This is a genomic window from Methylobacterium sp. D48H, assembly GCF_053345715.1.
On sequence record NZ_JBKFAP010000002.1, the window covers coordinates 208195 to 230233 of the forward strand.

The 22039-nt window shown below is 71.6% G+C and carries 27 protein-coding genes; 19 read left to right on the forward strand and 8 right to left on the reverse strand.

Annotated features, from left to right (window positions below; all coding sequences use genetic code 11):
• The first annotated feature begins 77 nt into the window (after positions 1–77).
• From ACLBX8_RS07100 to ribB, 4 genes are all read left to right on the forward strand, one after another.
• Positions 78–1211: an anhydro-N-acetylmuramic acid kinase gene (locus ACLBX8_RS07100; protein ID WP_020092047.1), complete on the forward strand. Its 1134-nt coding sequence runs from the start codon at positions 78–80 to the stop codon at positions 1209–1211.
• A complete protein-coding gene (locus ACLBX8_RS07105) occupies positions 1208–1825 on the forward strand; it encodes a DUF3578 domain-containing protein (protein WP_447714820.1) in 618 nt (205 codons plus the stop codon). Before ACLBX8_RS07100 ends, ACLBX8_RS07105 begins: the two co-directional genes overlap by 4 nt.
• A 103-nt stretch (positions 1826–1928) precedes the next feature.
• Complete coding sequence (gene aroC / locus ACLBX8_RS07110) at positions 1929–3029, forward strand: chorismate synthase (protein ID WP_447714821.1); 1101 nt, start codon at positions 1929–1931, stop codon at positions 3027–3029.
• 32 nt (positions 3030–3061) lie between these two features.
• Entirely contained in the window at positions 3062–4138 is a 1077-nt protein-coding gene (gene ribB, locus ACLBX8_RS07115) for a 3,4-dihydroxy-2-butanone-4-phosphate synthase (protein ID WP_091926747.1), read from the forward strand.
• A gap of 20 nt (positions 4139–4158) precedes the next feature.
• Here ribB and ACLBX8_RS07120 read toward each other — a convergent pair whose 3' ends face one another.
• Together ACLBX8_RS07120 and ACLBX8_RS07125 are read right to left on the reverse strand one after the other, a co-directional pair.
• Positions 4159–4776, reverse strand: coding sequence for a LysE family translocator (locus tag ACLBX8_RS07120; protein ID WP_447714822.1), 618 nt, complete (start codon positions 4774–4776; stop codon positions 4159–4161).
• A 132-nt stretch (positions 4777–4908) separates the two neighbouring features.
• A complete protein-coding gene (locus tag ACLBX8_RS07125) occupies positions 4909–5838 on the reverse strand; it encodes a histone deacetylase family protein (protein ID WP_020092052.1) in 930 nt (309 codons plus the stop codon).
• Between the two features lie 197 nt (positions 5839–6035).
• Between ACLBX8_RS07125 and ACLBX8_RS07130 the strand changes: the two genes are divergently transcribed.
• From ACLBX8_RS07130 to ACLBX8_RS07175, 10 genes are all read left to right on the forward strand, one after another.
• Positions 6036–6614: a L,D-transpeptidase gene (locus ACLBX8_RS07130; RefSeq protein WP_447714823.1), complete on the forward strand. Its 579-nt coding sequence runs from the start codon at positions 6036–6038 to the stop codon at positions 6612–6614.
• Positions 6615–6776: 162 nt separating this feature from the next.
• Entirely contained in the window at positions 6777–7217 is a 441-nt protein-coding gene (locus ACLBX8_RS07135) for a hypothetical protein (RefSeq protein WP_447714824.1), read from the forward strand.
• A gap of 100 nt (positions 7218–7317) precedes the next feature.
• On the forward strand, positions 7318–9321 hold the full coding sequence (locus tag ACLBX8_RS07140) for an acetyl-CoA carboxylase biotin carboxylase subunit (RefSeq protein WP_056528777.1): 2004 nt from the start codon (positions 7318–7320) through the stop codon (positions 9319–9321).
• Between the two features lie 28 nt (positions 9322–9349).
• Complete coding sequence (locus ACLBX8_RS07145) at positions 9350–9580, forward strand: hypothetical protein (RefSeq protein WP_331318052.1); 231 nt, start codon at positions 9350–9352, stop codon at positions 9578–9580.
• Complete coding sequence (locus ACLBX8_RS07150) at positions 9577–9699, forward strand: hypothetical protein (protein ID WP_331299137.1); 123 nt, start codon at positions 9577–9579, stop codon at positions 9697–9699. Before ACLBX8_RS07145 ends, ACLBX8_RS07150 begins: the two co-directional genes overlap by 4 nt.
• 31 nt (positions 9700–9730) lie before the next feature.
• Positions 9731–10162 carry a gamma-glutamylcyclotransferase family protein gene (locus ACLBX8_RS07155; RefSeq protein WP_091676826.1) on the forward strand — a complete coding sequence of 144 codons (432 nt, stop codon included), beginning with the start codon at positions 9731–9733 and terminating at the stop codon, positions 10160–10162.
• A 146-nt stretch (positions 10163–10308) separates the two neighbouring features.
• Positions 10309–11157, forward strand: coding sequence for a formate/nitrite transporter family protein (locus tag ACLBX8_RS07160; protein WP_447714825.1), 849 nt, complete (start codon positions 10309–10311; stop codon positions 11155–11157).
• A gap of 55 nt (positions 11158–11212) precedes the next feature.
• The gene (locus ACLBX8_RS07165; protein WP_447714826.1) at positions 11213–11497 is read left to right on the forward strand and encodes an acylphosphatase; all 285 of its coding nucleotides are present in this window, start codon (positions 11213–11215) and stop codon (positions 11495–11497) included.
• Positions 11498–11576: 79 nt separating this feature from the next.
• The gene (locus ACLBX8_RS07170) at positions 11577–12350 is read left to right on the forward strand and encodes a DUF599 domain-containing protein (protein ID WP_020092060.1); all 774 of its coding nucleotides are present in this window, start codon (positions 11577–11579) and stop codon (positions 12348–12350) included.
• Complete coding sequence (locus ACLBX8_RS07175) at positions 12347–12664, forward strand: DUF3253 domain-containing protein (RefSeq protein WP_427508807.1); 318 nt, start codon at positions 12347–12349, stop codon at positions 12662–12664. The genes ACLBX8_RS07170 and ACLBX8_RS07175 overlap by 4 nt, the downstream gene beginning before the upstream one ends.
• Here the strand turns inward: ACLBX8_RS07175 and ACLBX8_RS07180 are convergent.
• The 5 genes from ACLBX8_RS07180 to epmA form a co-directional block, all read right to left on the reverse strand.
• Positions 12592–13428, reverse strand: a complete 837-nt coding sequence (locus ACLBX8_RS07180) for a YdcF family protein (RefSeq protein ID WP_447698667.1) — start codon at positions 13426–13428, stop codon at positions 12592–12594. The genes ACLBX8_RS07175 and ACLBX8_RS07180 overlap by 73 nt on opposite strands.
• 5 nt (positions 13429–13433) lie before the next feature.
• Entirely contained in the window at positions 13434–14084 is a 651-nt protein-coding gene (locus ACLBX8_RS07185) for an RraA family protein (protein ID WP_447698666.1), read from the reverse strand.
• A gap of 100 nt (positions 14085–14184) precedes the next feature.
• Entirely contained in the window at positions 14185–14796 is a 612-nt protein-coding gene (locus ACLBX8_RS07190; protein ID WP_447681386.1) for a glutathione S-transferase family protein, read from the reverse strand.
• A 16-nt stretch (positions 14797–14812) separates the two neighbouring features.
• On the reverse strand, positions 14813–15856 hold the full coding sequence (locus ACLBX8_RS07195; protein ID WP_447714827.1) for a lysine-2,3-aminomutase-like protein: 1044 nt from the start codon (positions 15854–15856) through the stop codon (positions 14813–14815).
• Positions 15853–16908, reverse strand: coding sequence for an EF-P lysine aminoacylase EpmA (gene epmA, locus ACLBX8_RS07200; protein WP_447714828.1), 1056 nt, complete (start codon positions 16906–16908; stop codon positions 15853–15855). Before epmA ends, ACLBX8_RS07195 begins: the two co-directional genes overlap by 4 nt.
• Before the next feature lie 191 nt (positions 16909–17099).
• Here epmA and efp point away from each other — a divergent pair, with 191 nt between their 5' ends.
• Positions 17100–17723, forward strand: coding sequence for an elongation factor P (gene efp / locus ACLBX8_RS07205; RefSeq protein ID WP_199778764.1), 624 nt, complete (start codon positions 17100–17102; stop codon positions 17721–17723).
• Positions 17724–17768: 45 nt separating this feature from the next.
• On the opposite strand, the gene ACLBX8_RS07210 is transcribed toward efp, so the two are convergent.
• Positions 17769–18788, reverse strand: coding sequence for a heparan-alpha-glucosaminide N-acetyltransferase (locus ACLBX8_RS07210; RefSeq protein WP_447698663.1), 1020 nt, complete (start codon positions 18786–18788; stop codon positions 17769–17771).
• A 353-nt stretch (positions 18789–19141) separates the two neighbouring features.
• Between ACLBX8_RS07210 and ACLBX8_RS07215 the strand changes: the two genes are divergently transcribed.
• The 4 genes from ACLBX8_RS07215 (at position 19142) to ACLBX8_RS07230 (ending at position 21871) form a co-directional block, all read left to right on the forward strand.
• Positions 19142–19747: a cold-shock protein gene (locus ACLBX8_RS07215; protein WP_042675506.1), complete on the forward strand. Its 606-nt coding sequence runs from the start codon at positions 19142–19144 to the stop codon at positions 19745–19747.
• Between the two features lie 150 nt (positions 19748–19897).
• Positions 19898–20392, forward strand: coding sequence for a DUF192 domain-containing protein (locus ACLBX8_RS07220; protein ID WP_447698662.1), 495 nt, complete (start codon positions 19898–19900; stop codon positions 20390–20392).
• A 121-nt stretch (positions 20393–20513) separates the two neighbouring features.
• Positions 20514–20918: a hypothetical protein gene (locus tag ACLBX8_RS07225; protein ID WP_020092071.1), complete on the forward strand. Its 405-nt coding sequence runs from the start codon at positions 20514–20516 to the stop codon at positions 20916–20918.
• Positions 20919–20998: 80 nt separating this feature from the next.
• On the forward strand, positions 20999–21871 hold the full coding sequence (locus ACLBX8_RS07230; RefSeq protein WP_020092072.1) for a dienelactone hydrolase family protein: 873 nt from the start codon (positions 20999–21001) through the stop codon (positions 21869–21871).
• Positions 21872–22039: the final 168 nt, after the last annotated feature.

Sequence of the window (22039 nt, forward strand, 5' to 3'; positions counted from 1 at the left end):
CATGCTAGCTCGCGCTGGGTTCAGGATACGGCGCGCTCTTAGCAGGGCGTTGGCCGAAAGGCACGGGGCAGCACGGCATGGCGATGATGCGCGCGATCGGACTGATGAGCGGCACCTCGCTGGACGGCGTCGACATCGCGCTGATCGAGACCGACGGCGAGCGCGTCCACGTGGTCAAGGGCCACAACAACTTCCTCGAGCCGCTGGGCCCCACCGGCTACCGCGGCTACGCCGACGACGAGAAGGCGCTGCTGCGCGCGGCCACCAAGGACGCCGAATCCGTCCTCCATCCCGCCGACCGGCCGGGGCGTCTGCCGGAGGCCGAGGCCTTCGTCACCCTCGCCCATGCCGAGGCCGTGGAGCGCTTCCTGGAGGAGCACGGCCTGAATGCCTCCGAGATCGACGTGATCGGCTTCCACGGCCAGACCGTGATCCACCGCCCGGACCAGCGGATCTCGATCCAGATCGGCGACGGGCAGGCGCTGGCGACCCGGCTCGGCATCCCGGTCGTCTCGGACCTGCGCCGGGCCGATATCGAGGCGGGCGGGCAGGGGGCGCCGCTGGTGCCGGTCTTCCACAAGGCGCTCGCCGAGGCGTCGGGCTTCGACGGGCCCTTCGGCATCCTCAACATCGGCGGCGTCGCCAACGCGACGCTGATCGACTCGAAGGGCGGCGTCATCGCCTTCGACACCGGTCCCGGCAACGCCCTGATCGACGAGTGGATGCAGGAGCGCGAGGGCAAGAACCTCGACGATGGCGGCCGCACCGCCGCCCGCGGCCGCCCGGACGAGCAGCTGCTCGCCTGGCTCCTGACGCACCCGTTCTTCTTCCGCAAACCGCCGAAGTCGCTGGACCGGAACTGGTTCTCGCACAAGCTCGCCGGACAACTCTCGACCGAGGACGGCGCCGCGACGCTCACGGCCTTCACAGCCCGGGCCGTGGCCCGCGCCCTCGATCACGCCCCTGAGGTCCCGACCCGCTGGATCGTGGCCGGCGGCGGCGCCCGCAACGGCGAGCTGGTGCGGCTCCTGAACTACCACCTGCGCGCCGAGATCACGACCGCGGACGCGATCGGCTGGTCCTCCGCCTATCTGGAGGCGCAGGCCTTCGCGTACCTCGCGGTGCGCTCGCTCAAGGGCCTGCCGATCACCTTCCCGGCGACCACAGGCGTACGCGAGGCCATCACCGGCGGGGTGCTGGCGCGGCCGTGAGCCTCGGCTACGCGCTCCGGCGGATCGTCGAGGAATACCCGCTCGCCCGGCTCGACCCGCCGGCCGGCCACCCGCTCGCCGCCGTCATCCGCAGGGGTGCGCCGGACGAGCTGCGCGCCGCCCTGGAGCCGATCGACGGGCCGTTCCTGGTGAAGGGCAGCCCGGGGCGCGGGAGCCGCTGGGCCGCGATCCCCTGGATCGCCGTGTTCGATCCCGCCGTCACCACCAGCGCCACGCGGGGCTACTACCTCGTCTACCTGTTTCCGGCGCACCGCGAGGCGGTGCACCTGTCGCTGGCGCAGGGAACGGTGGCGGCGATCCGCAGCCACGGTCCGGCGGCGGCCGGTGCCCATCTTCGCGCCAGCGGCGCCGCGCTCAGGACGCGGCTGTCGGACTTCGCCGAAGCGCTGCCGAACGCGACGATCGCCCTCGGCAGCGCGGGCGAGTTGCCGGAGGGCTACGAGGCCGCCCACATCCTCGGCCTCACCTACGCCCTCGCCGATCTCGGCGACGAGCGCCGGCTGCGCCGGGATCTCGCGGCGGCGGTCGCGGCGTACCGGGCGCTCAAGGCGCGGGGCGGGCTCGATCTGCCCGGTTCGCGGAAGGCCCGGTGAGGCTGCCGGGCGCTCCGACCCGTCGCCGCGCGCGGGTCTGCCCGGCCGCCCTGCACGGGCCGCGTTTGTGCCCCCGCCGCTCCCGCGCTAAGGCAGCCGCGCCATGTCGCACAACACCTTCGGCCACCTGTTCCGCGTCACGACCTTCGGCGAGAGCCACGGGATCGCGCTCGGCTGCGTCGTCGACGGCTGCCCGCCCGGCCTGCCCCTGGAGGCCGAGGAGATCCAGGCCGAGCTGGATCGCCGGAAGCCCGGCCAGTCGCGCTTCACGACGCAGCGCCGCGAACCCGATCAGGTCAAGATCCTGTCCGGCGTCTTCGCGGACGACCGCACCGGCGGCCGCCAGCTCACCACCGGCACCCCGATCGCGCTGATGATCGAGAACACGGATCAGCGCTCGAAGGACTACTCGGAGATCCGCGACAGCTACCGCCCCGGCCACGCCGACTACACCTACGACGTGAAGTACGGCATCCGCGACTACCGCGGCGGCGGCCGGTCCTCGGCGCGGGAGACCGCCGCGCGGGTCGCGGCCGGCGCGGTGGCGCGCAAGGTCATCCCGGGCGTGACCATCCGGGCGGCCCTCGTGCAGATGGGCCCGCACGCCATCGACCGGTCCCGCTGGGACTGGGACGCGGTCGGCAACAACCCGTTCTTCTGCCCCGATGCCGAGACGGCGTCCTTCTACGAGACCTATCTCGACGGGCTCCGGAAGGACGGCTCGTCGGTCGGCGCCGTCATCGAGGTCGTCGCCGAGGGCGTGCCGCCCGGTCTCGGCGCACCGGTCTACGGCAAGCTGGACGCGGACCTGGCCGCCGCGATGATGTCGATCAACGCCGTGAAGGGCGTCGAGATCGGCGACGGGTTCGCGGCGGCGGCCCTGCGCGGCGAGGACAACGCGGACGAGATGCGGGCCGGCAACGGCGGCCGGCCGCGCTTCCTGGCGAACCACGCGGGCGGCATCCTGGGCGGCATCTCCAACGGCGAGCCGGTCGTGGTGCGGTTCGCCGTGAAGCCGACCTCCTCGATCCTGACCCCGCGCCGCTCCGTCACCCGCGACGGCGGCGAGGTCGATCTCGTCACCAAGGGCCGGCACGATCCCTGTGTCGGCATCCGCGCCGTGCCGGTCGCGGAGGCCATGATGGCCTGCGTGCTGGCCGATCACTATCTGCGCCATCGCGGACAGGTCGGATCCCGGCCCTGATCCGGGTCCGTCCCAACGATTCGAGAATGCCCGTGCCCCACTGCACCGTCACAGAGGCCATCGCGGCCTTCGCCCGCGGCGAGATCGTGGTCGTCACCGACGACGACGACCGCGAGAACGAGGGCGACCTCGTCGTCGCCGCCTCGCTCTGCACGCCGGAGAAGATGGCGTTCATCATCCGCAACACCTGCGGCATCGTCTGCGCGCCGATCACCCAGAGCGAGGCGCGGCGCCTGCACCTCGCCCCGATGGTCGCCTCGAACGACGCGCCGCTGGGCACGGCCTTCACGGTCACGGTCGACGTCAAGCACGGGCTGACGACCGGCATCTCGGCGGAGCAGCGCTGCAACACCGTGCGGGCGCTGGCCAACGGCAACATGGGCGCCGGCGACTTCGTGCGGCCCGGCCACGTCTTCCCGCTGATCGCCCGCGACGGCGGCGTGCTCATGCGCTCGGGCCACACCGAGGCCGCCGTCGACCTGTGCCGCCTCGCCGAGCTGCCGCCCGTGGGCGTGATCTGCGAGCTCGCCAACGACGACGGCACCGTGATGAAGGGGCCGCAGATCGAGACCTTCGCCGAGACGCACGGCCTCAAGCAGGTCTCGGTGGCTGACCTGATCGCCTATCGGCAGGCCCGCGATCGTCTGGTGGAGCGGGTCGGACACTTCCCGGTGCGCTCGAACCACGGCGACCTGAACGCTTACGTCTTCTCGACGCCCTTCGAGTCGATCCAGCAATTCGCGTTCGTGATGGGCGAGATCGGCGACGGCCGCGACGTGCTGGTGCGCCTGCACCGCTCCAACGTCGCGGCCGACGTGATCGGCGGCGGCAAGCAGATCGACGCCGTGCTCAAGCGCTTCGCGGCGGCCGGGCGCGGCGTGCTGGTCTATCTCCGGGACGGCACCGCGGGTGTCCCGGTCAAGAGCGTCACCGACGAGGGTACGGAGGCGCTCCGGGCGCGGCAGTGGCGCGAGGTCGGGCTCGGCGCCCAGATCCTGCGCGATCTCGGCGTGGTCTCGATCCGCAATCTCGCCACCTCGTCCCGCTCCTATGTCGGCCTCTCGGGCTTCGGCATCGAGCTCCTGGGCGACGAGCCCCTGGAGGGCTGAGGCCCGGAAGAGCGCCCCGGTCAGGCGCGGCGCAGGACGGTCCAGACCGCCGCGCCGGCCATGATCGCCGCGGCGCCGCGGTTCAGCCGCGCGCGAAAGGCCGGCCGCCGGAGAGACTCGCGCGCCCGCGCCGCCAGCGCCGCGTAGGGCGTCATCACGGCGAAGAGGATCGCGGCCGTGATGACGACGAGGGTGACGCAATCCGCCGCCGTCACGCCCCGCAGATCGACGAGCGTTGGCAGGATCGCGAGGTAGAAGACGATCGTCTTCGGATTGCCCAAGGTGATGGTCAGCCCGGCGACGAAGCTGGTCCACGGCCGGTCCCGCGATTCCCCCTCGACCCGGGCTGCGGCTCCGGCCGCGCGCCAGAGCCGGAACGCCAGGTAGGCCAGGTAGAGCGACGCGCCGTAGCGGACGACGACGAAGACCGCCCCGAGCGCCTCCGCGATCAGCGACAGGCCGAAGATCGCGGCGGCGAGATAGGTCAGGTCGCCGAGGATCAGGCCGAGCGAGAAGGCCATCGCGGCGCCGAAACCGGCGCCCAGGGCCCGGGCGACGAGGGCGACGACGCCGGGCCCGGGGATCGCGGCAGCGACCCCGAGGGCCAGCGCGTAGGTCAGGAAGCCCGCGAGCGTCATCGAGCGGAGCCCGCGGCCGGGACGGGAATGCTCCGCAGGGGTGGGCGCAGACGGCTCCGTGGCGGCATGGCGGCGATCTCCTCCGAGACGCCGATTATCGCGTGCCGCCGGACGACCGCAACGCAGCTGCCGTCAGCGGCCCATCAGCGCGTCGACGTGGGCGGCCACCGACTTGCCGAGGCCCTCGAGGCTGTAGCCGCCCTCGAGGATCGAGACGACCCGGCCGCCCGCGCAGCGCTCGGCCAGGTCCATCAGGCGGCGGGTCGCCCAGCCGAAATCCTCGGCCTCCAGCCGCAGGTTGGCGAGCGGGTCCAGCCGGTGCGCGTCGAAGCCGGCGGAGATCACGATCACGTCCGGGCGGAACGCCTCCAGGCGGGAGAGGATGCCGGTCTCGAACGCCTCGCGGAACACCTCGCCGTCGTCGTTCGGCCGCAGCGGCACGTTGACGATCGTGTCCTTCTCGCCCCGCTCGGACGGCGATCCTGTCCCGGGATAGAGCGGCATCTGGTGGGTCGAGCAGTAGAGCACCGAGGCGTCGTTCCAGAAGATGTCCTGGCTGCCGTTGCCGTGGTGGACGTCCCAGTCCACGAGCGCCACCCGCTCGGCGCCGTGCTTCTTCCGGGCGTGCAGCGCTGCGATGGCGGCGTGGTTGAACAGGCAGAAGCCCATCGCGCGGGTCCGCTCCGCGTGGTGGCCGGGCGGGCGCATGGCCACGAAGGCGTTGCGGCACTCGCCGCCGACGACGGCGTCGACGGCGTGCATCCCGCCGCCCACGGCCCGCAGCGTCGCCTCGAGGCTGCCCGCCGACAGGATCGTGTCGGAATCGATGCCGACCATGCCGTGCTCGGGCACCGCCGCCACCAGCGCGTCCACGTACTCGCGCGGGTGCGCGAGGGTGACGGCCTCGATCTCGCCCCGGGGCGCCGTGGCCCGCACGAGGCCCGCGAAGCGCTCGTCCTCCAGGGCCCGCTCCACCGCGCGCATCCGGGCCGGTCGCTCCGGATGCCCCTCGGGGACCTCATGATCGAAGCTGGCGGGATGGCTCACGTAGAGGGTGGTCACGAGGGTCGCTCCCGGGGTGCTCGCCTGTCGCGCACCGGCAACAGGAGCCGGCAATGTGCCACGGGCCCAACGCGCGGACTACGGCGGGGTGCCGTTGCCCCCTTATGGTTGCGTGATTCTTCCACGGGACGGACCCGGATCGGCGATCCGCGCGCCCCGTCCGCGGCCGCGGCCGCGACGACCTTCGAGGCGGGGATATGCGCATCATCTCGGGACTCGGCTGCGCCCTGCTGCTGGCGGGCTGCACCTTCAAGGGCGTGCCCGATCCGGCGCTCTCGGCCCGCGACGCCGAGTACATGGCCCTGGTGCCCGAGGCCGAGTTCGATCCGCACTTCGCCCGCTACGAGATCGCCGACCCGACCCGGGAAGCGCCCGGCACGATCGTCGTCGAGACCAGGGAGCGCCAGCTCTACCTCGTCCTGCCGAACGGCCGGGCGATGCGCTACGGCGTGTCGGTGGGCGACGAGGCGTATGGCTGGACCGGCACGGCCCGGATCGATCGCAAGGCGGAGTGGCCGGCCTGGAACCCGCCGGCCGAGATGATCCGGCGCTGGCCGCACGTCCACGCCATGCAGGGCGGCCCGATGAACCCGCTCGGCGCCCGCGCCCTGTACCTGTCGGACCGCGGTCGGGACACACTCTACCGGATCCACGGCACGAACGAGCCCGAGAAGATCGGCCAGGCGGTCTCCTCGGGGTGCATCCGGATGCGCAACATCGACGTGGTCGACCTCTACAACCGGGTGCCCGTGGGAGCCACGGTCATCGTCCGGTAACGCAACCGGTCAACGTCCCAATAAGCCTGCTTGCTCGGGGGGTGTTTACCTGAACTTCCGTTCAGATCTCGCCATTAACCTCTGGAAGGGGAGCGGTCCCGTAAGTTGAAGACACACAGGGACTAGAGCCGACCGCAACAAAGGTCGGGGAGGCAGGCGATCATGACCACCATTTCCGTTCAACAGTTCTGCAACCATGCTGTCTCGGCCGGCACGATCAGCGACGAGGACCTGCTCGTCCTGAAGCGCGAGGTTCTCCCGGACGGCCTCATGAACCGCGAGGAGGCCGACCTGCTGATCGCCCTCGAGCGGGCGGTGATCGGTTCCGACGCCTTCGCCGACTTCCTGGTCGCCTCGGTCGTCGACTTCGCCGTGTGGGGCTCGCGCCCGACCGGCTACATCGACCGCGACGTCGCCGCGTGGCTCGCCGCCTCGCTCAGCGGCCGCGACGGCCCGAGCGCGGTGGGTGCCCGGATCGCCATGGAAGTCGTCCGCGAGGCCGAGAGCAGCGCCGAATCACTGGTGGCCTTCGCCCTCGAGGCCAACCGTCGCGTCCGCGACACGGTCCAGGCCCCGCGCATGACCTTCGCCCTGGCCGCCTGAGCCTCAGACCAAGGCGCAGCTTCCGTCCGCGGCGCAACTGATCTATCGGGACAGTCAAGCCGGTGCGCAATCCGGCGATCTCGAAAGCAGTGCGCCAGCGATGTTCGACAAGATCCTGATTGCCAACCGGGGTGAGATCGCCTGCCGGGTGATCAAGACGGCCCGGAGGATGGGCATCAAGACCGTAGCGGTCTACTCGGATGCCGATCGCGACGCCGTGCACGTCGCCATGGCCGACGAGGCCGTGCATATCGGGCCCGCTGCCGCCTCCGAATCGTACCTCGTGATCGAGAAGATCGTCGAGGCCTGCAAGAAGACCGGCGCCCAGGCTGTCCATCCGGGATACGGCTTCCTCTCCGAGCGCGAGGCCTTCCCGAAGGCGCTCGAGGCCGCCGGCATCGTGTTCATCGGCCCCAACCCGGGGGCCATCGCCGCGATGGGCGACAAGATCGAGTCGAAGAAGGCGGCCGCCGCCGCCGAGGTCTCGACGGTTCCGGGCTTCCTCGGCGTGATCGAATCACCCGAGCACGCCAGGAAGATCGCCGACGAGATCGGCTACCCGGTGATGATCAAGGCCTCCGCGGGCGGCGGCGGCAAGGGGATGCGCATCGCCTACTCGGGCGAGGAAGTGGCGGAGGGCTTCGCCCGCGCCAAGTCGGAGGCGGCCTCCTCCTTCGGCGACGACCGCGTCTTCATCGAGAAGTTCATCACCGACCCGCGCCACATCGAGATCCAGCTGATCGGCGACAAGCACGGCAACGTCGTCTACCTCGGCGAGCGCGAGTGCTCGATCCAGCGCCGTAACCAGAAAGTGATCGAGGAGGCGCCGTCGCCGCTCCTCGACAAGAAGACCCGCCGCAAGATGGGCGAGCAGGCCGTCGCGCTCGCCAAGGCGGTGAACTACGATTCGGCCGGCACGGTCGAGTTCGTCGCCGGGCAGGACAAGTCCTTCTACTTCCTGGAGATGAACACCCGTCTGCAGGTCGAGCATCCGGTCACCGAGATGATCACCGGCCTCGACCTCGTCGAGCTGATGATCCGCGTCGCGGCCGGCGAGAAGCTGCCGATCACCCAGGACGACGTGAAGCTGAACGGCTGGGCGGTCGAGAGCCGCGTCTACGCCGAGGACCCGACCCGCAACTTCCTGCCCTCGATCGGCCGGCTGACCACCTACCGTCCGCCGGAGGAGGGCCAGCAGGGCACGGCGATCATCCGCAACGATACCGGCGTGGAGGAGGGCGGCGAGATCGCCATCCACTACGACCCGATGATCGCCAAGCTGGTCTCCTGGGCGCCGACCCGGGCCGAGGCGATCGCCGCGCAGGGCGAGGCCCTCGACGCCTTCGCCATCGACGGCATCCGCCACAACATCCCGTTCCTCTCGGCGCTGATGGCCCATCCGCGCTGGCAGGAGGGTCGGCTGTCCACAGGCTTCATCGCCGAGGAATTCCCCGAGGGCTTCACGGCTCCGGAGCCCGCCGGCCCGGTGGCGATCCGCATGATGGCGGCGGCGGCGGCGATCGACCACAAGCTCAACCAGCGCAAGCGCGGCATCTCCGGGCAGATGCGCGCCCCCGGCCTCTTCGCCTTCGAGCGTGAGCGCGTGGTGATCCTGGCGGGTCACTCTTTCCCGGTGACGGTCGAGCCGGAGGGTGAGGACATCCTCGTCACCCGCGACGACGGCACGGCGCTCACGGTGGCGAGCGCGTGGCGCCCGGGCGAGCCGGTCTGGATCGGCACGATCGGCTCGGAGCGCGTGGCGATCCAGGTGCGCAGCCTGCTCAACGGCGTGTTCCTGCAGCACGCCGGCGCGGCCGCCGAGGCCCGGGTCTACACCCGCCGCGAGGCGGAGCTCGCCGCCCTGATGCCGGTGAAGGAGCAGGCCGGCTCGGGCAAGCAGGTGCTCTGCCCGATGCCCGGCCTCGTGAAGCAGATCCTCGTCACCGAGGGCCAGGAGGTGAAGAACGGCGAGCCGATCGCGGTCGTCGAGGCCATGAAGATGGAGAACGTCCTCCGCGCCGAGCGCGACGCGACGGTGGGGAAGATCCACGCCAAGGAGGGCGACAGCCTCGCGGTCGACGCGGTGATCCTGGAATTCGCCTGATCGCGGGGCACGCGTCGCGCTCGCGGCCGTGACTGCGGTTCACAACGAGCAGACCAAGCTGCTGGCGACGGCGCTGAACAACATCGCCGTCGCGTTCGCGGTGATCGGCTTCGTCACGCCGATCACCGCCATGAGCTTCGGGATCGCGAATGCTCCGGTCCTACGGCCGGCGACCGCCTTCTTCGCGGCGATCTGGCTTTGCGCGGCGATGGGCTTACATTGGATCGGGAGGCGCGTGCTTCGGAGCATCAGACCATGAGTTCGGGCGAGATCTTCGTGACATTCGTGATCCCCGCCATCACGCTCGCGCTCGCCTATGCGGCGATGCGGGCGAACGAGTGGTCTGTGCAGCGGGACGAGCGCGAGTCGGGTCAATAAGTCCAAAGCTCGGCCGACGAATCGCGGCTGCATGCCCCTCTATTTCGCCTACGGCGCCAACATGGATGCCGCCGCGATGGCGCTGCGCTGCCCGGTTTCGCGGCTGATCGGCGGCGGACATCTGCCGAACCACCGCTTCATCATCATGCGCGAGGGCTACGCGTCCGTCGTGCCCGATCGAAGGCGCACCGTCTGGGGCGTCCTGTGGGAACTCGCTCCCGACGACATCCCGGCCCTCGACCGCTACGAGGGCGTCGCCGGGGGGCTCTACACCAAGGCGGCCCTGCCGGTCCGCACAGGGGAGGGCGTCAAGCGCGCCCTGATCTATCGCGGATGCTCGACCGCGCCCGGCCGTCCGAGGCCCGGGTACCTGGAGGCGGTCGTCGCGGCGGCGCGCGCGGCGCAGCTGCCGCCCGCCTATCTACGGGAACTCGGCACCTGGGCCCGCGGCCTGCCCGCCTGAGCGTCGCGCAGTTGGTACGCGACATGCTTGCCCACGAGCGAGCTGGAGGGCGAGCGGCAGCACCGCGCCCGTCCGGCCATCCGTGATTGCGCGGCGCGCCCGTCGGTCAACGACGATCGGCGTGCGTTCGCGAGGGAGAGTTGTGCATGTCGTATCTGGCGCCCGCCGATTTCGTGAAGAAGGCCGTCGATGCCGGTGAGGCGAAGGTCTTCATGGCTACCAAGGACACGTTCATCCGGGCCTACATGGCCGGCGCGATCCTGGCGCTCGCCGCCGCCTTCGCGGTGAGCGTCAACCAGGCGACCGGCCAGCCGCTGGTCGCGGCGCTGCTGTTCCCGGTCGGCTTCTCGATGCTGTACCTGCTCGGCTACGATCTGTTCACCGGCGTCTGCGTGCTCACGCCGCTCGCCCTCGTCGACAAGCGCCCCGGCGTCACCGTGGCCGGCGTCGCCCGCAACTGGGTGCTGGTCTTCTTCGGCAACTTCGCGGGGGCCCTGACCACCGCGGTGATGATGTCGATCGTCTTCACCTTCGGCTTCGCCACCGAGCCGAACGCCGTCGGCAAGCTCATCGCCGGGATCGGCGAGGCGCGCACCCTCGGCTACGAGAAGTACGGCGCCTCGGGGATGCTGACGCTCTTCGTCCGCGCCATGCTGTGCAACTGGATGGTCTCGACCGGCGTCATCGGCGCCATGCTGTCGACCTCGGTGCCCGGCAAGGTCATCGCGATGTGGATGCCGATCACGGTGTTCTTCTTCATGACCTTCGAGCACTCGGTGGTGAACATGTTCCTGTTCCCGTCGGCGATCCTCATGGGCGGCCACCTGACGGTGATGGACTACCTGCTCTGGAACGAGATCCCGACGCTGATCGGGAACATCGTGGGCGGCATCGCCTTCACGGGCCTCATGCTCTACTCCACGCATGTCCGCACCGGCGCGACGCGGATCCCGGCCCTCGGCGCCGGCATGCGTCGCCCGATCGCGGCCGAGTGAGGCCATCCCGGCCCGCGCCGCCGGCGCGGGCCCTTCCAGGCGAGACCGCGCCCGCATGAGCGAGACCCGGACGATCTCCGTCATCGTCACCGGTCGCGTCCAGGGCGTGTCCTACCGGGCCTGGACGCAGTCCGAGGCCCGCGCACGCGGCCTCTCCGGCTCCGTGCGCAACCGCGACGACGGCACGGTCGAGGCGGTCTTCAGCGGCGCGCCGGAGGCCGTGGCGGAGATGGCGGCCCTGTGCCGGTCGGGTCCGCCGGGTGCGCGCGTGACCGACGTGGCCGCGCGGGACGGCGGCGACGTGCCGCGCGACGGCGAATTCCGGATCCTGCGCGACTGAGATCGCCGCCGCGGGTTCAGCGCGCGCCCGCGGACTGGTATGGCGGACGGCCCCTTCGCGTATCCGCCATCCGGAGACCATGACCGACCTGTCCGCCGGCAGCGCCGCCTTCTCGCATCTCGATCTCGCGGCGCTGCTCTACTTCGTCCTCGCCTGGATCGCCTACGGCCTGTCCGTCGGCCGGCTGCGCGGCAGGATGGTCTCCCTCAGCCAGATCATGAACGGCCACCGGGCCAACTGGGCGCGCCAGGTCATCGGCCGCGACAACCGGGTGGTCGACACGCAGATCAACGCGTCGCTGCAGAACGGTACGGCCTTCTTCGCCTCGACCTCGCTCATCGCGCTGGGTTCCGTCCTGACCCTGTCGCGCTCCGGGGACGACGTCCTGAACCTGTTCGCCACGCTGCCCTTCGGGACGGTGGCCAATCGCCTGACCTGGGAGTTGAAGGTCGCCGGCCTCGCGCTGATCTTCGTCTACGCGTTCTTCAAGTTCGCCTGGGCCTACAGGCTGTTCAATTACACGGCGATCCTGCTGGGCGCCGTGCCGCACAAGGGGTCCGGCACGAGCGACGTCGAGATGCTGCGGGCGGTGCGGCGGCTCGCGGCCATGAACGTCAGCGCCGGGCGACACTTCGCCCGCGGTCAGCGCGCGTTCTTCTTCGCGCTGGCCTATCTCGGCTGGTTCATCAGCCCCTACGTGCTGTTCGTCTCGACGACGGCCGTCGTGATCATCATGTGGCGCCGCCAGTTTGCCTCGGAGATCCGCAAGGCGCTCCTCGAAGCCGGGGAGGGGCCCCACGAGGGACCGCTCGAGGCGCCGCTCCTGTCGCCCGCCGAAGAGGCCCGCACATGACCGACCCACGACCCGACGACGCCGCGATCGAGACGGCGATGCTGCGCCTCGTGGCCGAGCGCGGCGCCGACAAGACCGTCTGCCCCTCGGAGGTCGCCCGCGCCCTCGGCGGCCCGCACCCGGACGGCTGGGGCCCGCTGATGCAGCCGGTGCGCCGGGTCGCGGTGCGGCTCGCCCATGCCGGGCGGATCGCGATCCTGCGGAAGGGGAAGCCCGTCGACCCGGACGATTTCCGCGGGATCTACCGCCTGTCGCTGCCCGCCTCCGGCGCGGCCCCGTCGGGATCCGGGCCCGGCAGCCAGTCCGGCGTGTAGCCGGACAGGCGGTAGGCGACGAGGCCGATCCACTCCTTCACGGCCAGGTCGAACTGGAGCAGCCCGTCCGACGCGAAGCCGTGGAAATGCGCGACGTCGCCCCAGCCGCGAGTCCGGTAATCCACCGGGAAGGCATCCACCGCGAATCCGGCCTGGCGGAAGCAGCCGACCGCCCGGGGCATGTGCCAGGCCGAGGTCACGAGCAGCCAGCGCTCGCCGGGCTTCGGCTGGACCAGGGCCGCCGAGAAGGCGGCGTTCTCGTGGGTATTGCGCGAGCGGTTCTCCAGGATGAGGCGCGTCCGCGGCACGCCGATCACGTCCGCCTGCCGGCTCACGATGTCGGCTTCGGCCATGCCGCCCGCGATGAAGCCGCTGCCGCCGGAGAAGACCAGCCGCGCCGCCGGGTAGCGCCGGGCGAGGTCGGCGAGATAGATCGGCCGCTCGCCGGCATCGTTGACGACGATCTGGCGACGCGCCTCCGAGAGGCCCGTCTCGATGCCGCCGCCCAGCACGATGATCCCGGCCGGGGCCGGCCCGTCTTCCGGATAGGCGGGGAAGCGCTGCTCGAGGGGGATCAGGGCCACGTCCGACAGGGGCGCCAGCCCGGCCGCGCCGAGCAGCAGGGTGCCGAGCAGCGCCAGGCCGAGGCCGACCCTCCGCCACCGCGTCACCGCCGCGACGGCGATCCCGAGCAGGATCGCGAAGATGCAGAAGTTCGACGGGGTGATCAGGAAGAAGATCACCTTCGAGACGGGGAAGAACACGGTGCTCAGGCCGGCTTCGTCTCGGCCTCGAACCGGGCGAGCGCCGCGGCGTCCGGCGGAAGGAGACTCGCGAGGTCGGCGCCGCGCTCGACCTCGCGCTGGATCCAGAGATCGAGGCGCTGCTGCTCGACGGCCTCCAGGGCGACCCGCTCGGCGAGCGCCGCCGGCACGGCGACGAGGCCGCTCAAGTCGCCGACCAGGATATCGCCGGGATGGATGGCGGCGCCGCCGCAGGCGACGCGCTCCTGCGTGCCGACCAGGGCCAGGCCCCCTGTGGCCGCGGCCGGCCGGCACCAGGCGGGGAGGCCGATCTCCTCGGGCAGGGCTGCGTCGGTGATCAGACCGACGGCGCCGCGCTGGGCGAGGCGTGCCGCCAGGATCGCTCCGAAGGGCAGGGCGAGGGCGGAGGCCGCGGCATCGATCACGACCACGGCGCCTTCGGGGACGGCATCGATGGCCGCGGCGAGATCGCCCGCGGCGTCGTCGCGGGCCGGGATCATCCGCATCGTGTAGGCGGGCCCGACCACGGTTCCGCTCCCCCGCGCCGAGAGCCCGTGCGGCGTGCAGGCCTTCACCCCGGCCCGCGCCAGGGCGCGGGCGAGGCTCGCCGGTGTCACGGCGGAGAGCGCGTCGCGCAGGGTCGGGTCGATCGCCATCGGGGGCTCCGTGAAAGGCCGGTCCCGGTCCGGGCGGCGCGGTCGGGGAAGGTGGATCGCGCGGGCGTGCCGGCAAGGCTCCGGGCGCCCGCGGCGGCCGTCAGGCGATGGGCTCACCGAGCGCCCGGGCGGCGCCGGGCCGGGCGGCGATCCGGTCGTACCAGCGCCGCAGCGCCGGGCGCTCGATCCGCTCGGCCGGAAGGTTCAGCCAGCGATGCGCCGCGCAGCCGAGGGCGATGTCGGCGATGCCGAAGCTGTCGCCGACCGCGTAGGTCCGGTCCGCGAGATGGCGGTCGAGGATCTCCGCCATGGCCTCGCTCTTCTTCAGCGATGCGGCGATCAGGCCGCGGTCCGGGTCGGCCGCGCGGTAGAGCTGCCAGAAGGCGTCGCGCATGGCCGGCGTGAAGCTCGTGGCCTGCCAGTCGAGCCACTGCTCCGCGTGGGCGCGCGCCCGGGGGTCAGCCGGCAGGGCCAGGGCCGGGCTCACCGCCGCCAGGTAGCGGAGGATCGCGTTGGATTCCCACAGGACGAAGCCGTCCTCCTCCAAGGTCGGGACGAGGCCGTTCGGGTTCATCGCGCGGTAGCCGGGGTCGTCGACGACCCCGTGGGCGCCGCCGGCCTCGACCCGCTCATACGACAGGCCCGTCTCGTCGAGTCCCCACACCGCCTTCTGCACGTTCACCGAGGTGAGGCGACCCCAAAGCCTGCGCATAATCGAAGAGTCTCCGTCACGCCTTCGGCGGGTAGGCGTGGTCCTGCCCGCCCGGATCGGTCACGCGCACCCCGTCGGTGGTGTCGCGCAGGTAGCCCGGTCCAATCGGCACCTTGCCGTGGCCGCCGGGAATGTCGAGCACGTAGGTCGGCTGGGCGAGGCCGGAGAGGCGGCCGCGCAGGGCGCGCATCAGCGCCTGCCCCTCGGGCACGTCCGTGCGCAGGTGGGCCGTCCCGGGGGCCAAGTCGCCGTGGTGGAGATAGTACGGTTTGATCCGGTTCTCGACGAGGACCCGCATCAGCGCCTCGAGGGTCGCGGCCTCGTCGTTGACGCCGCGCAGGAGCACCGACTGGCTGACCAGGGGAATGCCGGCATCGACCATGCGGGCGCAGGCGGCGCTGGCGGCGGCGGTGAATTCCCGCGGATGGTTGGCGTGGACGGCGACGAAGACCGCGCGCCCGAACCGCTTGAGCGCTTCGACGAGGGCGTCGGAGACGAGATCGGGCTTCACCACGGGCACGCGCGTGTGGACCCGCATGACCCGGACATGGGGGATGGCGGCGAGGCGCTCCGCGATGGCGCCGAGGCGGCGCGGCGAGAGCGCGAACGGGTCGCCGCCGGTGAGCACCACCTCCCAGATCCGCGGATCCTGCGCAATGTAGGCGAGGGCGGCGTCGAGTTCGGTGTCGGTGAGGGTCCCGAGCCCGTCGGGTCCGACCATCTCCCGGCGGAAGCAGAAGCGGCAGTAGACCGGGCAGATGTGGAGCGGCTTCAGCAGCACGCGATCCGGGTAGCGGTGCACGATCCCCGTCACCGGGGCGTGGGCGGCGTCGCCGATCGGGTCGGCGCGCTCCTCCGGCGTCGCCACGGCTTCCGCGGCGCGGGGCACGAACTGGCGGCCGATCGGGTCGTCGGGGTCCTGCGGGTCGATCAGCTCGGCCATGTCGGACGTCACCGAGACCGCGTAGCGCGCGAGGACGGCGCCGAGGGCCTCGGCCTCCGCCCCCGAGATCAGGCCGGCGGTGAGGAGGTCGTTTGCGCTACGCAGGACCCGGTTCATGGCCGCGTCTCCGCCACGGGAGTCCAGATCACGTCCTCGACCCGGGTAGCCCCGCAGGCCAGCATCGCCAGGCGGTCGAAGCCCAGGGCGACTCCCGACGCCTCCGGCATGACGGCCAGCGCCGCGAGGAACTCGTCGTCGATCGGGTAGCGCTCGCCGTAGACCCGCTGCTTCTCGGCCATCTCGGCCTCGAACCGGCGGCGCTGCTCCGCCGGGTCGGTCAGCTCGCCGAACGCGTTGGCCAGCTCGACGCCGCAGGCGTAGAGCTCGAACCGTTCGGCCACCCGCGGGTCGTGCGGCGCCGGACGGGCGAGGGCGGCCTCGCTGATCGGGTACTCGCACAGGATGGTCGGGCGGCCGAGGCCGAGATGCGGCTCGATCCGCGCGACGAGGACGCGGGAGAACAGGTCGGCCCAGGTATCGTCCGGGGCGACCCGGAGGCCGGAGGCCGCGACGGCGGCGGCCAGAGTCTCGCGGTCCGTCTCGCCGCCCGGCGCGACGCTCGCCAGCAGGTCGATCCCGGCGAAGCGGTCGAAGGCCTCGGCCAGCGTCAGGCGCTCCGGCTCGGCGAAGGGGTCCGTCTGCCGGTCGCGGAAGGTGAAGCGGCGGGCGCCGGCGGTCTCGGCCGCGCCGGCGAGCAGGTCGGCGCAATCCGCCATCAGCGCCGTGTAGGGGGCGCCGGCCCGGTACCACTCGAGCATCGTGAACTCGGGATGGTGCAGCGGCCCGCGCTCGCGGTTTCGGAACACCCTGGCGACGCTGAACAGTCGTGGCTCGCCCGCCGCCAGCAGCTTCTTGCAGGCGAATTCCGGCGAGGTGTGCAGGTACAGGGGCGTCCGGGCGCCGCTCGCTCCGACGGCCTCGGTGGCGAAGGCGGACAGGTGCGCCTCGTTGCCGGGCGAGACCTGCAGGCAGGCGGCCTCGACCTCGACGAAGTCGCGGTCCGCGAACCATGCGCGGAACGCCGCGAGGACGCGGTTGCGCAGGAGCAGCGCCGGGCGCCGGTCGGCGTGGCGGCCGGCCGACCACCAGGGGGAAGCGGATCCGCTCACGACCGGTTTCCGCGCCGGGGCGGGATCGGCCGGCTCCGACGGGCACGCGTCGCGTTCTTAAGCACTCTCATCCTCGGCCCTGACTGGGTCCGGACCGCGGGGACGCGCCGCGGCCGATGCCGGTTGCCATCGACGGTCCGCGCCCGCCCGCTGGCAACCGCGGCGCAGATGCGATAGTGGCGGGGTCCGAGATGCAGCGCCCGCGCTTGGCGCGTGCCGGCCCCCATGTCAATGCAGGACGCAATTCCGTGAAGGTGATCGCCTCAACGCTCCGCAAGGGCAACGTCGTCGAGAAGGACGGCAAGCTCTACGTGATCCTGTTCGCCGAGAACATCCACCCCGGCAAGGGCACCCCGGTGACCCAGCTCGACATGCGCCGGATCACGGACGGCGTGAAGGTGTCCGAGCGCTACCGGACGACCGAGCAGGTCGAGCGCGCCTTCGTGGAGGATCGCGAGCACACCTTCCTCTACAGCGACGGCGAGGGGTTCCACTTCATGAACCCGGAGAACTACGAGCAGATCGCGGTGCCGCAGGACGTGGTCGGCGACGCCGCCCCGTACCTTCAGGAGGGCATGGCGGTGATGCTCTCCGTCCATAACGGCGTCCCGCTGACCATCGAGCTGCCCCAGCGTGTCACGCTCGAGGTCGCCGAGACCGAGCCGGTCCTGAAGGGCCAGACCGCCTCGTCGTCCTACAAGCCCGCGACCCTGTCGAACGGCGTGCGCACGACCGTGCCGCCCCACATCGCCGCCGGCACCCGCGTCGTCGTCATGACGGCCGACGGGTCCTACGTCGAGCGCGCCAAGGACTGATCCGGTCCGCGCCGGCGACCAACCCTGCGAGGTCGGTCGCCGCGTTCAGCGCGCGGATCGCGCGGCGGCCTCCAGGGTGGCGTAGCAGCCCTGCGAGATCGCCTGCGCGCGCAGGCGCTCCGTCCCGCTGAAGGGGCGACCATCCTCCCGGAACAGGTCCTCGCGGAGCAGCGCCTCCGAGGTGCAGCGGGCCGCGATGCGGCAGAGCGGCGGCTCGCCGCCGGTGCGCGCGCAGATCGTCACGTAATCGGCGCGGAACGCCCGCAGCCCGGCGCGCGGATTGGCGCCGACCACCGTGACGAGCCCGGTCAGCAGCGCCAGCAGCAGCGGCTGGTGGATGAGGTAGATCGCGAGGCTGTGCCGGCCCGCGAAGGTGGCGGCGCGGCCGAGCCGCGTGCGCGGCGCCCAGGCTCCCAGCCGCGACCGGGCGAGCCGCGGCAGGGCCAGACGACCCAGGACGATGCCGGCCAGCACCAGCCCGAACCAGGGAAAGAGCGGCACGTAGTCGTTCGTCCGCGGCACCACCGAGCCGAGGCCGAGGAAGAACAGGGCCGGCGCGTCGAGGACGGGCGCGTGCACCACGTGCGGCGCGGCGAGCACGGCCGCGGCCGCGACGGCGGTGACCGGGACCGGCAGGAACAGGAACGGCAGCCCGAGCAGGCTCGAGACGGCGATGCAGTGGAGCACGCCGAAGAACACGAAGGCGTCCGGGAACATGACCCAGGTGCCGAGGGTCACGAGGAGCGCCGCCCCGCCGATCCGCGCGAGCCGCAGCAGCGTCGGTCGAAACCGGACCCCGCGCCCGTTCATCAGCACGAGGCCGATGCCGACCAGGACGAGGAAGGTGCCGGCGATCGCCTCGGCGGCGTGCCGCCCCGTCGGCGTCAGCGCGTAGTTCTCCACGGTCAGCCGCAGGTGACCGAGATCCCAGAGCGTGTGGTAGCTCGCCATCGCCAGCAGGGCGGCCGCCCGCGCCGCGTCGATGACCGGCAGGCGGCGCCGCTGCGAGGCGGGCGCGACCGGGGCGGCGGCGACGGGACGGTCGAGGGTGACGTCAACGGACATGATGGTGCACCCAAACCATGTCGGGGCCGCCCTTTCCATCGCGCCGTGCGACGGACGCTCCGACCGAGCCCGAAGCGGGTGCGTCGGCTCTCGGAAACGTGAACGCCGACGCGGCGTGCGCGGGAGTGCCGGGAGGGAGAGCCGGCATCCGGAAAACCCCTCGGCAGCCCCGACGCTTAAACGCCAGTTTCGCCCGAGCCTGCGACCGATCGACTGTTGCGGCCCCGCCTCCTTGCGCCAAGATTGCAACTTGGCGTCACTGTTCTGCCGGCCAAATGGGCTTCCCGGACATCAGGACTTCGTTAATCTTGCTGGGAGAGCGCGCGGCGTGATTCGGTGTAGGTTGCTCGGCCATGTCTGACGAACGCGGATCCGGGCCGGAGAACCCCGAGCGGGGGATTGTCGCCCGAACCGGCGAACTGGGTCAGCACGAGGATGAGGCGCTCGACCTCGTCGAGGTGGCCGGCCGCATCAAGTGGTTCGACGTCTCCAAGGGTTTCGGATTCATCGTGCCCGACGACGGTGCGCCCGACATCCTGCTCCATGTCACGTGCCTGCGGCGCGACGGCTACCAGGCGGCCAGCGAGGGCGCCCGCATCGTCGTGGAGGCCGTCGAGCGGCCCCGCGGCTGGCAGGCCTTCCGGGTCATCTCCCTCGATCAGGCGACGGCGGTGCATCCCTCCGAGCTGCCGATGCCGCGCACGCACGTCACCGTGACGCCGACCAGCGGGCTCGAGACCGCCGTCGTGAAGTGGTTCAACCGCCTTCGCGGGTTCGGATTCCTGACCCGCGGCGACGGGACGCCGGACATCTTCGTGCACATGGAGACGCTGCGGCGCTATGGGATCGCCGAGCTGAAGCCCGGCGAGTCCGTCCTGGTGCGCTACGGCGATGGCTCGAAGGGCGTGATGGCGGCGGAGGTGCGGCTGATCGACGGGACGATGCCCGCGTCCCATTGAGGCCGCGTTTCCCCGGCCCGGCGTACCCCGTCCTATCTCCTTGTCGAAGCTCGGAAAATCCGGAGCCGGATTCCCCTTCGGCATGTCCTGGTCTATCACCGGGCGACGGGCCTCACGGTCCGCGCGCCATCCCACGAGAGGCATGAGCCTGTGAGATCCCTCCTTCGCACCGCCCGGGCGGCCGCCATCGCCTGCCTCGCCCTGACCGCGATCGCCCCGGCGCCCGCCGTCGTGGCGCAGGAGGCCGCCCGGGCCGCAGCGACCAAGTCGGAGCCGCTGACGATCGTCACGAAGGCCGGGCCGAAGCGCTTCGACGTAGAGGTGATGCGCGACGACGCCGCCCGCGCCCGCGGCCTCATGTTCCGTCGGCACATGGCGGCCGACCACGGCATGCTGTTCGACTTCGAGCAGAACCAGCCCGTCACGATGTGGATGAAGAACACCTACCTGCCGCTCGACATGGTGTTCATCCGGCCCGACGGGACGATCAGCCGGATCGCCGCCGACACCGAGCCGCTCTCCACGGCGATCATCCCGTCGGGCGGCCCGGTCGTGGCGGTGCTCGAGCTGAACGCCGGCACCGCGGCGAAGCTCGGGATCGCCCCGGGCGACCGGATCGAGCACGCCATGTTCAAGGCCCGCTGAGGCGCGCCCGCGCGATTCGCGAACGCACCGGGAACAAGCGCCTTGACCACCGCCGATTTCCGCTCCAGTGTTCTGGCAATGTTCCGGTGCGCCGGAAGGCTGGTTCAGGGCGGAGGACCCGATGGGCGACGCGGCTGAGGTCGAACTGTTCGGCAACGACGATTGGTCGGTGCAGGCGGACGGAATCGAGCACCGCCAGACCGGCTACTTCATCGCCCGCTCCGCGCTCGCGACGCGCCGGGCGGAGGGCCTGTGGGACTGGCCGCTGCAGATGGCCGAGAAGCGCTGGTGCCGGCCGAGCCTGTTCCGCGAGGCGTTCCTCGCCGCTCTCGACCGGTTCGGCATCCCGCGGGACGCCGAGCTGATCCGCTCCTTCGCGCTGGGCTACGGCATCCGCGCCGTGATCTCGCCGGCCGCCGAGACCTTCGTGAGCCTGGGCGACATGCTGAAGCCCCGCGAGATCGCCGAGCCGGCGCGCGCCGCCAGCCCGCGGCCCGTCCGGGCCCTGGCGGCCGCCGGCGCCTGAGGGCCCGGCGACGGCGGCCGATTTGACCCGGGCGGCCGCCCGCGGATAGCCCTCAGCCTCGGAACGAGGGAGAGAGCACGATGGCGGATCACGACCGGGCCGGACTCGACGGGTTGATCACGCCGCCCCTGTCGCGACGGGGCTTCGTGATGACGAGCCTGATGAGCGGGCTGACGCTCGCGACCACCCGCGTCGAGGCCCAGGTGATCCACACCGACAGTGCGGGCATCGAGGCCGGCGAGGTGAAGATCCCGGCCGCGGACGGGCCGATGCCGGCCTACCGCGCGGTTCCGGAGGGCGCCGGCCCGTTCCCGATCGTCCTGGTGATCGAGGAGATCTTCGGCGTCCACGACTACATCAAGGACATCTGCCGCAGGCTCGCGAAGGCCGGCTACTGCGCCGTGGCCCCCGAGCTCTACGCCCGCCAGGGCGACCTCTCGACCATGTCGGATCCGAAGCAGATCATCCGCGACGTCATCGCGAAGACGCCGGACGCGCAGTGGATCGGCGATCTCGACGCGACGGTGGCCTGGGCGGCCTCGGCGGCGAAAGGCGACCCGAACCGCCTCGGCGTCATGGGATGGTGCCGCGGCGGGCGCGCCACGTGGCTCTACGCGGCGCATCGTCGCGACCTGAAGGCGGCCGTCGCTTGGTACGGGCCGGTCGGTGGCGAGCGGACCGACATCCAGCCGCGCACCGCCGGCGACGTGGCGGCCGAGATCCACGCGCCGCTCCTCGCCCTCTACGGCGGGGCCGATACCGGCATCCCCGTGGCGGCGGTCGAGGAGGCGCGCGACCGCGCCAGGGCGGCCGGCAAGAGCGTCGAACTCGTGGTTTACCCGGACGCGCCGCACGGCTTCCACGCGGATTATCGTCCGAGCTACCGCCGCGAGGCGGCGGAGGACGGCTGGAAGCGCGCGCTGGCCTTCCTGAAATCGCACGGCGTCGGCTGAATAGTCGGCCCAGGACGCCCGATCGGGCGCGTTCCGTGGTGGCTGTGTTACCCAAGACACGGCCACAACTTCACAATCGTGCAAGGATCCAAGGAGGATCTGTGCCCGCGCGGGTCTGGCCCTTCGCGGCGCTCGGGCGTTGAACCGATCGAAGCGACCGCCGTTCAG